Annotated in this window: 9 protein-coding genes; 1 reads left to right on the top strand and 8 read right to left on the bottom strand. The window is 50.5% G+C overall.

Annotated elements, in window-relative coordinates; all coding sequences use genetic code 11:
• Positions 1-67 precede the first annotated feature (67 nt).
• Both ACYVIC_RS11595 and ACYVIC_RS11590 read right to left on the bottom strand, forming a co-directional pair.
• Positions 68-1,267 carry a TonB family protein gene (locus tag ACYVIC_RS11595; RefSeq protein ID WP_460860096.1) on the bottom strand — a complete coding sequence of 400 codons (1,200 nt, stop codon included), beginning with the start codon at positions 1,265-1,267 and terminating at the stop codon, positions 68-70.
• Positions 1,260-1,640, bottom strand: coding sequence for a BlaI/MecI/CopY family transcriptional regulator (locus ACYVIC_RS11590; RefSeq protein WP_460860094.1), 381 nt, complete (start codon positions 1,638-1,640; stop codon positions 1,260-1,262). Before ACYVIC_RS11590 ends, ACYVIC_RS11595 begins: the two co-directional genes overlap by 8 nt.
• 176 nt (positions 1,641-1,816) lie before the next feature.
• Here ACYVIC_RS11590 and ACYVIC_RS11585 point away from each other — a divergent pair, with 176 nt between their 5' ends.
• Positions 1,817-2,464, top strand: a complete 648-nt coding sequence (locus ACYVIC_RS11585; RefSeq protein WP_460860093.1) for an energy-coupling factor ABC transporter permease — start codon at positions 1,817-1,819, stop codon at positions 2,462-2,464.
• A gap of 63 nt (positions 2,465-2,527) precedes the next feature.
• Here the strand turns inward: ACYVIC_RS11585 and ACYVIC_RS11580 are convergent, their stop codons facing one another.
• The 6 genes from ACYVIC_RS11580 to ACYVIC_RS11555 form a co-directional block, all read right to left on the bottom strand.
• The gene (locus ACYVIC_RS11580; protein WP_460860091.1) at positions 2,528-5,620 is read right to left on the bottom strand and encodes an efflux RND transporter permease subunit; all 3,093 of its coding nucleotides are present in this window, start codon (positions 5,618-5,620) and stop codon (positions 2,528-2,530) included.
• Positions 5,621-5,656: 36 nt separating this feature from the next.
• Positions 5,657-6,778 carry an efflux RND transporter periplasmic adaptor subunit gene (locus ACYVIC_RS11575; RefSeq protein ID WP_460860088.1) on the bottom strand — a complete coding sequence of 374 codons (1,122 nt, stop codon included), beginning with the start codon at positions 6,776-6,778 and terminating at the stop codon, positions 5,657-5,659.
• Between the two features lie 243 nt (positions 6,779-7,021).
• Positions 7,022-7,591, bottom strand: a complete 570-nt coding sequence (locus ACYVIC_RS11570; protein WP_460860087.1) for a TMEM165/GDT1 family protein — start codon at positions 7,589-7,591, stop codon at positions 7,022-7,024.
• 244 nt (positions 7,592-7,835) lie between these two features.
• A complete protein-coding gene (locus ACYVIC_RS11565; protein ID WP_460860084.1) occupies positions 7,836-10,889 on the bottom strand; it encodes an efflux RND transporter permease subunit in 3,054 nt (1,017 codons plus the stop codon).
• Positions 10,886-14,140, bottom strand: coding sequence for an efflux RND transporter permease subunit (locus ACYVIC_RS11560; protein ID WP_460860082.1), 3,255 nt, complete (start codon positions 14,138-14,140; stop codon positions 10,886-10,888). The genes ACYVIC_RS11565 and ACYVIC_RS11560 overlap by 4 nt, the downstream gene beginning before the upstream one ends.
• Before the next feature lie 181 nt (positions 14,141-14,321).
• Positions 14,322-15,392, bottom strand: coding sequence for an efflux RND transporter periplasmic adaptor subunit (locus ACYVIC_RS11555; RefSeq protein ID WP_460860080.1), 1,071 nt, complete (start codon positions 15,390-15,392; stop codon positions 14,322-14,324).
• Between the last annotated feature and the right edge of the window lie 48 nt (positions 15,393-15,440).

The raw sequence follows: 15,440 nt of genomic DNA, 5'->3' as shown, positions 1-15,440 counted from the left end.
AATGCAATAAAGCAGCGCCATACATGGCACTGCAGTTTTAACGCTGCGTTATTGCACTTGCACTACATCAGCCTTTTGCCGGCGCTGGCGGCGTAACACTTAGCCGTTCTACGCTAGGCGCTAGTGCATCCAGTTCGAAATCCAGCTGAACCCGCTGTGCCTTATGCAACTGGCCTGTGGCGGTATATTTCCATTGTTGCACCGCAAACAGCGCCTCTTTAGCAAATACCTGTTCAGGCACCGCTTTAATAACATCTGCATTGATTACGTTACCTTGTGCATCAACATCAAACTGGATCTGCACATACCCTGAGATCCCCTGCTGTGCCGCTTGCACTGAATAACGCGGTTCAACCCGTGATACGGCAGTAAGCTGAGTGGCTTTGTCTGCACCGGCCACTGCCGGTTGCTGCAATATCAGTGTGACTGACGTAACTAAAGCCAAAACCAGCAATACCGCCGTTTTGCTTAACCCCTGCTGGCGCTGCAGCTGCATAATACGTTGTTTCATAGTGTTAAAGTCTCCATAGTGGTGAGTAAGCGGCCACCAGTTTGCTGATGGCTGCTGTGTACTGCTTAGTAAGGCATAACCATAAGCAATTCTTTCTGCCTTACTGGCATGTTGTGTTACCACGGCGTCACACGCCAGCTCCTGCGCCTGACGATAACGGCTATAAGCCAGCCAGCACAGTGGGTTAAACCAGCATAAACACAGCAACAGTAGTGCAAGGTAATTCAGGTGTAAGTCGCCACGGCGCCAGTGCGTTAGCTCATGCTGCAAAATAAGCTGCTGTTGGGTAGCATCAAAGCGGGTAAAGAAATCATGCGGCAATAAAATGCGCGGTACAAAAAGCCCGGCAATATAAGGGCCGCTGTTATTGTCGGCCTGGCGGCAATACAGTGTTGCGGGTGTTAGCTGTAGCGGTGCCGCGCGTAAATACTGCGCCCTGCTATTGAAGTAATTTAACAGTAAGTAACCGCTGCATAACGCCACACCAAGCATCCACAGCCAAAACAACCAATTTGTCGTACTGACAGCGCTGGAAACCTGTTGCAGCTCTACCTGGTAGCGTTTTATCACGTCACTGTGAATCGCAACCGGTGAAAAGGAAACCAACATAGAGGTCAACAAAAACACCGGCACCGCCGCCCACAATGCATAAACGCTGCGGGCACCGAGGGGTTTAAGTAACACTTTCTGCGCCAGCAATAATAACAGCAGCAATAGCGTTAAAGGCAGTGACAGTTGCAGCAGATAACTAGTCATTTTTCTGCTCCTGCTCCCACTGTGCAATCAGGTTTTTTAACTGCTGCACGTCATCAGCATTAAGCTGATTTTGGCTGGCAAAGCCCGCCACCAGCGGAGCAACCCGGCCAGCAAACAAACGCTCGACAAATGTGCGGCTTTGCTCAAGCTGATAATCCTGTTGGGCCACCAGCGGATAATACAAATAGGCTCTGCCATCTTTATCAAAGCCCAGCGCACCTTTAGCCACCAGGCGGTTTAATAAGGTTTTTACTGTTTTTTCATGCCAGTCTTTGTCATTACCCAGTGCCGCCACTACGTCATTGGCCGATAACGGCTGACGCTGCCATAGCACCTGCATCACACTAAGCTCTGCATTGCTGATTTCAATCATAAGTTGCCCCATTGATTACATCTGTAATACAATTACTATTACAGATGTAATCAATGCATGCAAGCATCAACAGAGATTATTTTATACTTATACCACTCACCATCGTTTTACTGCCGTGACTGAAACTGGCTCAATCGTTACAATAGCGCAATGTCAGAGCAGCGAAATGGTGTCTTATGACCAGTTGGCAAATTGCCGGTACCCTGTTGGCCTTGGTGATGATGTTGTATGCCTACCCGCGGGAATTACTGCCGAAGCTGCGTAATGAACCCGGCTATCAGCATTTTGTCTTTGCCTCTGCCGTGGCGCTGAGCTTATTCTGGAGCGTGCAGGCCGGTATTAAAGATGGCTTGAGCCTGCACTTTTTGCTGCTAACCAGCCTGGTGCTGTGTCACGGCTGGCGTATTGCCAGCTGGATTTGTTTGCTGCCAACGCTGATGCTGATTGGCTTTGGCAAACTACCCTGGCAAGACGCCGGCCTGTTTGCCCTTAGCGGTTTTATCTTGCCCGGCCTGTTTAGCTATGGCGTATTTTTAGCCAGTTATCGCTATTTAAGCCGGCACCTGTTTGTGTACATTTTCGTCGCCGGTTTTCTCGCGGCAGCGCTGACGATAGTGCTGCAAATCGGCCTGACGTCACTCTGGTTTGGCCTGGAAGGCCGCTACAGCTGGCGTGTTATCATTGATAACTACACTCTGTTGTCGTTGCTGATCTGGTTTCCGGAAGCCTTGCTCAACGGCAGTGCAATAACCTTAATGGCCATATACCGGCCACACTGGTTGCGCACCTTTTATGACCGGGAATATTTAGCGCCGGATAAGTAAAACGCAAGTTGCGGATAAACAAAAGCCTGGCACAAACCAGGCTTTTTGCGATATCAGTATTCTTTATGCAGACGCGGTATCCGGCTCGATATCATCTTCTGCAGCTAACTTGTCTTTACTGTGATCTTTGGCAATCAGCATATACACCGACGGCAATACAAACAGCGTAAACAAGGTTCCGATGGTCATACCCAGTACCAGTACGATACCGATAGAATTACGCGCTCCGGCACCGGCGCCGGTAGCAAATATCAGCGGTGTATGGCCGGCAATGGTGGCCAGGCTGGTCATCATAACCGGGCGCAAGCGTAATACTGACGCTTCGCGTATGGCTTCCAGCTTGGCTTTGCCCTGCTCTTGCAGCTTGTTGGCAAATTCCACCACCAGGATACCGTTACGGGCGATAAGGCCAATTAATGTTACCAGGCCCACCTGCGAGTAAATATTTAACGTGCTGGTAAAGGCATCAGTAAAGTGCGGCATCGGTGCCGGTATTTTTAAGAAGGTAAACACTAAAGCACCGAACAGCGCCATTGGCACCGAGCCTAATAAAATCACCATAGGGTCGCGAAAGCTGTTGTACTGCGCCGCTAACACCAGAAAAATCATGGTAATAGCTAACAGGAATGCAGGCAAAAAGGTATTGCCTTCACGCTTTAACTGCCGCGATTCACCGGTGTAATCAATGGAATAACTGGCCGGCAGGATTTTTTTCGCTTCGGCTTCCAGATACTGCAGCGTTTCATCCAACGGTTTTATTGTCACGGCACTGATTTTAACTGCATTAAGCTGCTGCATGCGGTTAATACTGCGCGGCACTGTGCTGTGGCTCAGGCTGGCGATTTGGTCGACACGGATCATCTCACCGCCGGGGCCGGTGATGTATAGATCGGTCAAACTGTCCGGCGTTAAACGCTCGCTGCGTTTTACCTGTGGGATCACTTTGTAACTCTGCCCAGCCATATTAAAGCGGTTAACATAACCGCCACCTAGTAAGGTGCCTAAATCGTTAACCACATCACGCATATTCAGCCCTAAATCAGCGACTTTTTCGCGGTCTATGTTCAGTAAATATTCGGGTTGGTCGACCTTCATATCGATAAGCTGAAACGGAAAGGTGCCGCTTTCCCGCATTACCTTTTCCAGTTGCAGCGCGTAATCATAAATTTCTTTTGAATTTGCCGTAGAGGTAATGACAAACTCTACCGGAAAATTGCCGCCGCCGGGCAGTGCTGCCGGTGTAATGGGTAAAATACGCACCCCGGCAATTTGTGATAACTTTTGCTGCACTTCTGGCATCATGTCAAACACCGTGCGCTCGCGCTCATCCCACGGTTTGGTGACCATGCCACCAAAACCGCCGGTTGGAAAGGTGATTTGAAAGGTGAAGTCGGTTTCTTCTACCGACATAAAGGCTTCGTTGACCGCCTTAGCATAAAACGACGATTGGTCTACCGTCGAGTTAGCCGGTGAGTCGACAATACCAAAGATAACACCCTGATCTTCTACCGGTGCCAGCTCTTTGGGTGACATGCTGTAAAGCGGTATACAGAGCGCACTGATACCAATCCAGAACACATAAACGCCAATGCGGTTATTCAGGCTTTTATCTAACTGCCGGCTATAAAAGTGCTTAAAGCGGTTAAAAATGCCATCCAGCGGCGCTTTTAAACTGCTGTGTGGTTTCAGCATTTTTGACGCCATCATCGGCGATAAGGTAATAGCAACAATAGCCGAAATGGTTACCGCACCAGCCAGCGTAATGGCAAATTCGCGGAACAAGGTACCGGTTAAGCCACCCTGCAAACCAATCGGCACATACACCGACACCAGGGTAACTGTCATGGCAATAATAGGCCCACCCAGCTCACGTGCGGCGACAATAGCGGCTTTAAACGGCTTTAAGCCATCCTGAATATGCCGTTCAATGTTCTCTACCATTACAATGGCATCATCTACCACCAACCCCACGCTCAGTACTATCGACAATAAAGTCAACAAGTTAAGCGAGAAGCCAAATACCTTCATAATAAATACCGCGCCAATCAGCGACAACGGAATGGCCACCAACGGGATCAACACTGAGCGGCTAAAGCCAAGGAACAAAAAGATCACAATGACAATAATCAGCAGCGTTTCGGCGAGGGTTTTCAGCACATCATCAATAGCGGCCTGAATATATTTAGTCGCGTCATACGACACTTCACCGCTAAGACCGGAGGGTAACTCAGATTGGATCAGCGCCATCTCTTCTGTTACCGCTTTAATCACGTCCAGTGAATTGGCCGTGGGCGAGACAAATACGCCCATAAACACTGCCGTTTCACCGGAGTAATTTACGTTGGTATTGTAATCATCAGCGCCCAGTTCAACATCGGCAACGTCAGCCAGCCGCACTACGCCATCGTCACTCTGACGCAGCACAATACGCTTAAACTCATCAGCGCTTTTCATATCGGTATTGGCGCGTAAATTTACCTGAGTGTAGGCGCCGCGCGTCTGGCCGATAGCGGCCTGCACGTTATTATCGCTCAGTGCTTTGCGCACATCAGACGCTGTTACCCCAAGCGCCGCCATTTGTTCTGGTTTTAACCAAATACGCATAGCAAAAGTACGGCCGCCTAAGATGTCGGCCTTTTGTACGCCGGCAATAGCAATTAGCCGCGGTTGTACCGAGCGGCTTAAAAACTCGGTAATTTGGTTTTGCTGCAAAATGTCCGAAGAGAAACTTAAATAGGCTGCAGCAAACTGGCTATCGGCGGCTTCTACCGCAATGGCTGGGAGCTCAGACTCAGGCGGCAATTCGCCGCGCACCTGATTCACCTTAGCACTGATTTCTGTCATGGCTTTGAGCGGATCATAATTCAGCTGCAAGTGCGCCGTAACTGTCGACACGCCCATGGTGCTTTGCGACTCGATATAATCGATGCCGCCGGCTGAGGCTATAGCACGCTCTATCGGTGTGGTAATAAAACCACGCACCAGCTCGGCATTGGCGCCGACATACACGGTGGTAATTTTAATAACGGCAATGTCAGAGCGCGGATACTGCCGCACTGTCATATTGCTCATCGACTGAAAGCCTGCCAGCAAGATAAGTAAGCTGACGACGATGGCCAATACCGGTTTTTTGATAAAAATATCGGTGAATTTCATAAATATCTCAATACGTTTTTTTTAAACTAACCGATATCAGGCATCAGCCGGCGTAGGGGTTATGCTGTATTTTGGCGCCGGGCTGTCAGTTTTAACCACACTCTGACCATTAAACAATTTAAACGCACCTGAGGTAACCACTTCGTCACCCTGTTTAACACCTTCGAGAATTTCAACAAAATCGCCGCGCGACGCGCCCAGCCTGACGAACTGCTGCCTGGCAACCAGGCCTTCGCCTTGTTTGGCTTTTTCAACGACAAAGACCGTATCGCCATAAGGTGCATAAATCAATGCGGTTGCCGGCACCACTAACACATCTGACGGCTGCTCTAATGTCACCGTTACCGTTACTGCCATGCCTGGCACTAAGGCATTGGCGTTGTTATCCAACAGCGATTGCACCACAGCATTACGGGTAGCACTGTTAAGCTGTGGTGCAATGGCGGTAATTTCGCCTTTTACCAGTACCGCATCACCATTTACACTAACGCTTACCGGCAAGCCGATACGCATCGCAGGCAACTTATGCTGCGGCACCGGGAAGTTTACTCTTACCGCATTACTGGCCTGTAATGACACGACCTCAGTACCGGGCTGTAAGTCGGCGCCAACATCAACCACCCGAATACCCAAACGACCGGAAAATGGCGCACGCAACACTTTTTTATCTAAAGTAGAGCGTAAACTGTCAACTTCGGCCTGTGCCGAATCCAGCTGTTGTTTACTGCCGTCCATTTCGCTTTGGCTGGCAATTTTATCGCGGCGCAGCTCAACCAGACGCTGATAATTTTGTTGTGCTAAGGTTAACCGCGCCAATGCGGCGCGCAGCTGGGCCTGTTCATTGCCGGACTCTTGCTCTAACAACACCGTGCCGGCCTCAACATAGGCACCGTTTTTAAAGCTGATACGCTTAACTTTACCGGATACCTCAGCTGAAATGGTGATACCTTCATCAGCAAGTACAGTACCGGTTGCAGTAAAATGATTACTCCAGCTTTGTTGCTCTACTGCAGTCGTACTGACCGACTCCGGCGGCGGTACAAACTGCTCACCCGATTCAATCATCATCACAATTTGATTACCCTTTACCCCTGCCAATACAGCAAACACTACTGCCAACAATATAACTGCGATAACAAAAGCTTTAATTTTATTCATAAATTCAACCAGATAGTGCATATTAGACAAGGGCGTTTATAGTATTTGTACTGTATTGCGAACCAAACGAACAACCCCAACCCATTACAGCGTCACGGCGTAATAAGATCAGAACCAAGGCAAGGCTCACTATTCTACAACAGCACACTGATAAAATGATGACAAAAACTGTAACAAAATAGCAGACACAGCGCAGCAGGCCTGCATTATTTACAGACCGGTACTTATTACCGGCGTTAGTAGTTAAAGGCCGGGCCCGGAAAAAACAATCAGCACGCCAATCACCATAAACACGGCACAGGCGCAATAGCGCGCGATATTCAACGGTATCCGTTGCAATAACCAAGTTCCGGCATACACCACTGGTACATTTGCCGCCAACATGCCCAGCGTAGTGCCCCAGATCACATACCAGACTGCGTCTTCAAAACTGGCGGCCAGTAACACCGTAGCAATTTGGGTTTTATCGCCAATTTCGGCCAGGAAAAACAATATGCAGCTGGCGGCAAAGGCGCCATAACGCAATACGCCGGTATCTTCGCTGTCGTCTTTATCCGGAATAAGCAACCACAGCGCCACCGCAATAAAAGACCCACCAAGCAACCAGTTATGCCAGTTAGCCGGAATAAACTGCGCCACCCACACGCCTAGCCAGGCTGACGCTGCGTGATTAAGCAAAGTAGCGACCAAAATACCGGCAATAATAGCGCCTTTGGCACGAAACCTTGCGGCTAGAAATAACGACAACAGTTGGGTTTTATCGCCAATTTCAGCAATAGCGACAGCAGTAAAAGAGGATAACAACGCTTCCATCAACAACTCACCTTAGCGGGAACATAACATAAGACACCGCAGTGGCTCCCGCAGTGGGCCCCTGTAGTGTCTTAAGTCTCATCAATTCAGCGGGCGCTGAACGCATCGGCCATGTGCATTGGGGCACAAGTATGTTGACCGTAGCGCCACGGTCAATCACCGCAGCAGATTACTCCCTCAAGGACGCGGGCATTCTAATCAGTCTGCCTGGCACTGTAAAGCGCTAATCAGGGCAGAATTGTCCTCAGGCCCAGACTTTATCAGCCCAACGTTTAGCATGCCCGCGCCAGCTGGCCCAGCCGGCGGTCAGGTTAACCAGGCCCCAGTAGGTCAGCGGCACCAGCACCAGGCTGGTTAGCGTGGAAAACAGCAGGCCACCAATAATAGCAATGGCCATCGGCGCATAACTTGGGCCGTCACCGCCAATTTGCGTGCCGCCCATTGCCAGCGGCAGTAAACCCAGCACGGTAGTCGACACCGTCATCAGAATTGGCCGCAGCCGCGATTCACTGGCATGGATAATCAATTCACGCAGACTGGTATCCGGTTGCTGTTGCCGGTCCTGGTTAATGCGATCTACCAGCACTATACCGTTGTTTACCACTATGCCCATTAACACCAGCATACCTATCATGCCCATAATACCCATAGTGGTGCCCGTAAACATAAAGGTCCAAAATACGCCCACCAAGGAAAACAATAGCGAGCCAATTACCGCAGTGGGTAGTAATAAAGATTCAAATAGCGCTGCCATCACGATATAAATCATCGCCACTGCCAATAGCATATTCACCAGCATCACCTGTTGGGACTCGTCCTGGCGCTGGAAACTGCCCTGAAACGACCAGCGATAACCGGCCGGCAGCGCCAGCTGATCAAGCACTTTTTTGATGTCTGCACGTGCGGTGTCCATTTTATAGTCTTTGGCCAGGTTCATCCGGATAGCAATGCCGGTTTGCCGGTCAAAGCGACGGATCTGATCCAATCTGGGCGCAAATGTCAGCGTGGCTAGTTGCTGCAGGCTTATCACCACGCCATCTTTATTCAAAATAGGCAGTGCGGCCAGTTCAGCTTCAGAATGGCTGACTTTTTCATCGTACAGCACCCGCATTAGCAGCTCGCCCTGCTCCAGGCTGCGGTAAGTTCGCAAATTAGTCCCCCGCAGCGCCAATGCCACTGCGCCGGCAACTTGCTGCGCGGTTAACCCGTGGCGTTGTAGTTGTTCCAGCTGCAAACGAATTTGCAATTCTTGCTGGCCACGGGCAATTTCTGAGCTGACATCTTCCAACCCGGCAATAGATGACAACATCGGTTCTATGTCGGCAGCCAGCTTTAACAGTACTTCAGTAGAGCTACCCAGCAGATGCACCTGCATTCCGCCATTGTTGCCCCAGCCAAAAGACGGTTTAGAACGTACCAATGCCGGCCAATCTTTACGGATAGCTTCTTTTAACGCCGCCATTGTTTGGCTAAGCTGTGGTTTTAAAATAATGGTCGAGCTGGCGTGCCCCGAACGGTAATAGCTATATACCGACTCGATATCAAACCTGTCTTTATTAGCATATAAGTAAGCTTCCATAGTGCTGACTTCAGCTTCTATTTCAGCCAGTGCATAATTACCCTGTACATTGTAATTAACAAAAATGCGGTCTCTGTCTTCATTATCCTCATCACCGCTGGACACTGCCGCCATCGGTATCGTAATGCTGACCAGCAGCAATAAGGCAAACAATGCCGACCAGCGCGGGTGATACATTACCCAGCTCAATGCTTTGCGGTAGCCGCGTTCAACAGCACCGGCCTGTTGCTGCTGTGCCGGCTGCATAGTTAAATGGGTAGTTAATAGCGGGATCAGCGTTAATGCCATTAGCAGACTAACGGCCAGACATAAACAGATAGCAATAGCCACATGCTCTAAGAAGATGGTCAGCTGCATTTTCTGACCAACAATATTAGGCAAAAACACAATGGCTGTGGTAGCTGTGCCGGCGACAACCGCCAGGCTAACCCGGCGCACACCACGTGCCGTTGCTGCTTTTACATCGCCGCCCAAGGCGCGCTCGCGAAAAATACTCTCGGTAACCACTACTGCGTTATCCACCAGCATACCAATGGCCAGCATTAGCCCCATCATGCTAAGGATATTCAGGCTGTAATCCAGGAAATACATGATGCCAAGTGCGATACAAATTGACACCGGCACAGCCAGTACCACCACCATGGTAGTACCGATATGACGTAAAAACAGATACAACACAGCAAAAGACAGCAAGGCACCGATACCGCCAGCGCTAAGTAAATCGCTAAGCGAGGTGGTAACGCCATCGGCCATGTCGTCCATAATGTAAAGGCTGATACCGTTAAATGCCGGATCCTTGTCCGCCGCCTCTACCACCGCCAACGCAGCACGCGCCACTGCAACCAGATTGGCGCCTGACTCTTTATATACATTCATGCCCACCGCATAGGTTTGGTCTAAGTGGCGGCCATCTTCCCGCTTGGGCAACTCCAGTTGCACGGTGGCAACCTCACGCAAACTAAGCCCGGGGCGCAGCGGCAGCGCAGCAATTTCTTCCAGTTGCTGATACTCACCTACCGGCTTGATCAAAATACTGTTTTCGCTGTTGCGCAGCTCACCGGCAGTCATGGCAAAGTTGTTACTTTGCAAGGTGCGGACAATACTTTGCGCGTCAATATTTAACGCGCGCATTTTGTCAGGGTTTAGCCGGATAATTACCTGGCGTTTTTCTACGCCATACAGCTCCACTTTTGATACGCCTGCTACGCGCTCCAACGGCCGTTTTATTTGCCGCTCTAGCAAATCGTAGGCCATGGCAAGGTCACGTTCGCTGGAAATGCGCAGTTGAAATATCGGCATATCGTTGGTGTTAAACTGAAACACCAGCACCCGTTCGACATCGTCCGGCAACAAATGGCGGATACCGTCCAGCCGCTCGCGCACTTCAATGCTTTTGCTGTTAATGTTTTCTTCCCAGTTAAACTCCAGTGATACCTCACTGCTGTTTTCATTTGACCAGGAGCGCATTTCCTTCACGCCGGTAACGGTAGCCAGTGCTTCTTCTAGTGGCCGGGTAATAAGGCGCTCTATTTCGGTGGGCGTGGCGTTGTTGTAAGGCACGTTAATAAAGATCTGCGGTATATCAATGCCGGGAAACTTTTCCAGTGGCAGCATGCGGCTGGCAATAATGCCAAATACCAACATCGACAAGAACAACATACAAATTGTCACCGGCCGACTCAGCGCAAAACGGGTTAACCATAGCGGTTGCTGGCTCATACGCTGGCCTCCGCTGCGGCTACGCTAACCACCTTGTCGCGGCTTACCAGCGCATACAGTACCGGAATAAACAGCAGGGTCAGCAGCGTGGCCAGTGCCAGGCCAAAGATCACTGTTATCGCCATAGGGGCACGAATTTCACTGCCATCACCGGTGCCCAGTGCCATCGGCAACAAGCCTAGTATGGTAGTTAATGTCGTCATCAATACCGGGCGTAACCGGCTCGCGCCGGCTTCGATAATCGCCTGTTTAACGGCTATACCCTCGGCGCGTAGCTGATTTATACGGTCAATCAGCACGATGGCGTTGTTGACGACAATACCCGCCAGCATAATCAGACCAATAAACACGATCACTGATAAACGGGTGTCGGTTAACCACAAACCCAGGATAGCACCGGCACCGGCCAGCGGCACAGTGAACAGGATCAGCAGCGGTTGCAGCAGGTTTTCAAACTGCGATGCCATGACCAGGTACACCAAAAACACCGCCAGCAGCAGCGCCATGCTCAGCGACGTATAGGCGCGCTGCATTTCTTCGCTTTGCCCCACAACCGCGGCCGTTACGCCATATGGCAAGCTTTGCGCCGCCAAAATAGCTGCCGCGCTTTTTGTGGCTTGTTCTAAATCGCCAAATGCCAGGTTGGCGCTAACCACTGCCACCCGCTGCTGGCCAATACGGGTAATTTCACTCGGGCCGGTTTCACGTTTAATCCCAGCCACTGCTGACAGCGGCAACGGCTTGTCGCTGCCCGGGTTGATAATTAACTGTGCCAATTGCTGCTCTGACTGGCGATACTGCTCGGCTAGCCGCACACGAATATCCACTTTACGGTCGTTCACTGAATACTGCCCGGCCAGCTCGCCACCAACATAGGCCGCTACGCGTTTTGCTACATCATGCGAACTCATTCCCAGTTGCGATAGCAAACCATGATTAAAATACAGTGTAATCTCCGGCTGACCGGGCCGTAAGCTGGTTTTTACATCGGTAAAGCGTGCATCAGCTTCCAGCGCTAACACCAGATTGTCAGCAGCCGTTTTCAGCTGTGCCAGCTCATAGCCGGATAACTCCAGCTCCAGCGGTGTACTAAAGCTAAACAGTTGCGGCCGGTCAATTTTTACCGCGATATCAGGCTGCTGCGCCAAATGCTGCCGTAGCGCGGCCACCACCTGCTGCTCTTGCTCCGGGCTGCTGCCTGGTTGTAATACTACATTCAACCGGCCCCAGTGGCTGCCGCCAATGCTTGGGTCTACTGTCATCTGCGCGCCGGTGCCAGCCTGGGCATAGCTGCGTTTTACTGCGGTGTGCTCACTAGCAAGTGCGGCCAGAGTGGTAAGCACCTTATCGGTTTGTTCAATAGCGCTGCCTACCGGCAACTGCACTTCCACATAAAACTCGCCCTGGCTCATGGCCGGAATTACATCGGCCCCCAAACGTGGTAACAAGGTAAAACAGGCCGCTGCAGCCAGCAGCGTCAGGCATATTGTCAGCGCTTTTAGTTGCAATGCAGCGCTTAGGGCGCGCCGGTACACCGCCTCTAGATGGCTTAACAACCACTGTACGGCATTGAGCAGCGGTTTAAACAGTAAGGCTAAACCACGGCTAAGCACACGGAACAATAGGGTTGCAGCTGTCACCAGCAATAGCGCTAAACCTCGCAGTGCTTTACCCAGCATCCGCAGTGGCCAGGTTGGCCAGTAGTGCCAGCGCCGAACTTCAACAGCAGAACTGGCTGGTACTAGTGCGTCGTTAGCCACTTTGCCGCTACGCTCACGCGCAGCCATGGTTGGAATAAGGGTTAGTGCAACCACTAACGAGGCTAGCAACGCAAAGGTTACTGTTAGTGCCTGATCGCGAAATAGCTGGCCGGCAATGCCCTCTACAAACACTAACGGAAAAAACACCGCTACTGTGGTTAACGTAGAGGCCGTAATAGCCATCGCCACCTCACTGGTACCGGCTTTAGCCGCTTCAAAGGCAGGTTTACCCTGCTCCTTATGCCGGGCAATGTTCTCCAGCACCACAATGGCGTTATCTACCAGCAAACCTACCGCTAACGCAATACCGCCCAGGCTCATCATATTTAATGTAATGCCCTGACCGTACATCAAATTAAAAGTGGCGATGACAGATACCGGGATAGAAATTGAAATAATCAGCGTGGCCCATACGTTACGTAAAAACAGATACAGCACCAGCATTGCCAGCAAGCCACCAACGACCGCTGCAGATTTTACATCGTCGATGGCCTGTTTAATAAATTCAGACTGATCATACACCAGCGTTAGCCGGTAACCGGCTGGCAAGGCTTTTTCCAGCTGTGGTAACTGTGCCAGAAGGGTTTTTGCTACCTGCACCGTATTGGCATCGCCTTCCTTATAAATGGCTACTTCAATGGCTTCTTTGCCATCAATATAGGTAATGCTCTGGCGGTCAACAAAGCTGTCTCGTACTTCGGCTACATCTTTAAGCCGCACCTGGCTGCCGTTGACCTGGGCGATATACAGGTTTTCAATTTGGCTTAAGTCGGCAAATTGATTAATGGTACGTACTAAATAGTCATAACTGGACGTTTCCAGCCGGCCACCGGCCTGGTTCAGGTTTTCCTGGCGCAAACGGTTACTGATCTGGCTGATATCCAGCTGCAACTGGCTAAGCTTTTGTGGGTCCACCAGAATTTGAATTTCCTGGCTTAAGCCACCATCAGGCCGCACAGCAGCCACACCGGATAACGACTCCAGCGCGCGGCGCAAATCTTCTTCGGCGAAGGTACGCAGGCTAACTAACTGCGCCGGGCTTAGTGCTTCACCGGCGTTTTCCCGGCTTAGAGCTAAACGCACTATCGGGTCAAGGTTGGGGTTAAAACGCAGTAATAGCGGTTTTTCAATTTCCAACGGCAAAAATAGTACATCCAGCTTTTCACGCACTTCCAGTGCGGCTAAATCCATATCGGTACCCCAGTCAAACTCCATTACCACATCTGAGCGGCCCGAGCGTGATACCGACTGTACCTTACGTACACCTTTAACAATGCCTACAGCTTCTTCAATCGGCTTACTAACCAGTTGTTCTACTTCTGCCGGTGCCGCACCGATAAACTCAGTGCGCACCGTTAGCGAGGGGTAAGATAAGTCTGGCAGTAAATTTACCGCCAGTCGGCCGGCGGCAACCAGACCGAAGAGTAAAATACCGAGGGTAAACATCCAGATAGTAACGGGGCGGGCTACCGCGATATCGACCAGCTTCATAGCGTCATGTCCTGTGAGCGTTGTTATTATTGTCGTCGTAATGTTAAGTTCAGTGCGCAGGTAAGAATCGGCTTACCCACACCAACACGCCGTGAACCCATCCCTGGGGGCTCGTCTCAGCCCGTCCAGGGCTTCAACGGTTGGCTTAGGATAAGCCGTTTCTTACTGAAAAGTCCGGTTGTTAAAAATCTCGTTCTGTCACTACGTTTACCAGAGCATCATCTTTAAGGGCTGACTGGCCGGCAATCACTACCCGGTCCCCCAGTGCCAAACCGGACAACACTTCCACTGTGTTATCTGCCTGATAACCCAAATGCACCTGCTTACGGCTGACTTTTTGCTCAGTATCGATAACGAATACCGTTTGCGTATTGTCAGTGCTCATCAGAGCACGTTTGGGTAGCAACAAGGCATCGGTTTTTACATCAAACTGCAGCTGTACCTGAGCAAACATACCAGGCTTTAACTGTTGTTGCGCATTGGCCACTTTCAGTACAGCCCGCACGGTACCTGAGGACGCATCTACCACTGGCGAGATCCGCACTAACTCGGCGTTTACCGGCGCTGTACCGGCAAATTGCAGTATGGCATTCTGGCCGACACGAGCCTGCGCCAGTTGTTGTTCAGGCAAATGCACGACGGCTTCTAGCTGCTGATTAGATACCAGATGAAATAGCGATTTTGTTGCATGCTGATTTACCAATTGGCCTACTTTGGCGTAACGGCGTGACACCACTCCGTCGATAGGTGCCCGAATTTCGGTTTCTTTAAGTGCCAACTCAGCCAGGCTTACCGTAGCTTGTAACGAGTCATACTGCCATTTAAGTTTTTCAAATACATCGGCACTAATCAGCTGGCGCTGGTACATCTCTTCCATGCGTTTTAATTCGCTGCTCAGGCGGTTTAATTCAGCTTTTTCTTTGTTAAGACTATATTGCTGACGCTCATTGTCCAACACGGCCAACAACTGGCCGGCAACAACTTTGTCGCCCTCTTCTATCAGTATTTGCTGCACGATGCCGGTGGTTTTACTGATCACTTCAGCTTCTGCGCGCGCCTCCAGCGTAGCAGTGGTGCGATAGCTGCTGCTGATTTGCCCCTGACGGGTTAATGCTGCTTCAACCGGAATAGCAACAATTGCCTCGGTTGTAGTCGCAGCAGTAGAACTATTGGCGTTATTACAACCGGTTAGTAACATGCTGGCTAATATTGCTGCAGCGGCGGTAAGTTTAAAATTGTGTGGGGTTTTCATTATTAATCCTTTAGAAAACAAAAAACTGAGCAAGTTAACGGCACTAAT

It is taken from the genome of Rheinheimera gaetbuli, assembly GCF_054781935.1.
The sequence above is the reverse complement of the archived record's forward strand: the minus strand, read 5'-3'. Positions and strand labels throughout refer to the sequence as shown.

Excerpts from the sequence above, each read along its gene's own strand:
- ACYVIC_RS11580 (WP_460860091.1), bottom strand. The coding sequence starts at position 5,620 with ATGAAATTCACCGATATTTTTATCAAAAAACCGGTATTGGCCATCGTC.
- ACYVIC_RS11590 (WP_460860094.1), bottom strand. The coding sequence starts at position 1,640 with ATGATTGAAATCAGCAATGCAGAGCTTAGTGTGATGCAGGTGCTATGG.
- ACYVIC_RS11565 (WP_460860084.1), bottom strand. The coding sequence starts at position 10,889 with ATGAGCCAGCAACCGCTATGGTTAACCCGTTTTGCGCTGAGTCGGCCG.
- ACYVIC_RS11595 (WP_460860096.1), bottom strand. The coding sequence starts at position 1,267 with ATGACTAGTTATCTGCTGCAACTGTCACTGCCTTTAACGCTATTGCTG.
- ACYVIC_RS11575 (WP_460860088.1), bottom strand. The coding sequence starts at position 6,778 with ATGAATAAAATTAAAGCTTTTGTTATCGCAGTTATATTGTTGGCAGTA.
- ACYVIC_RS11560 (WP_460860082.1), bottom strand. The coding sequence starts at position 14,140 with ATGAAGCTGGTCGATATCGCGGTAGCCCGCCCCGTTACTATCTGGATG.
- ACYVIC_RS11585 (WP_460860093.1), top strand. The coding sequence starts at position 1,817 with ATGACCAGTTGGCAAATTGCCGGTACCCTGTTGGCCTTGGTGATGATG.
- ACYVIC_RS11570 (WP_460860087.1), bottom strand. The coding sequence starts at position 7,591 with ATGGAAGCGTTGTTATCCTCTTTTACTGCTGTCGCTATTGCTGAAATT.
- ACYVIC_RS11555 (WP_460860080.1), bottom strand. The coding sequence starts at position 15,392 with ATGAAAACCCCACACAATTTTAAACTTACCGCCGCTGCAGCAATATTA.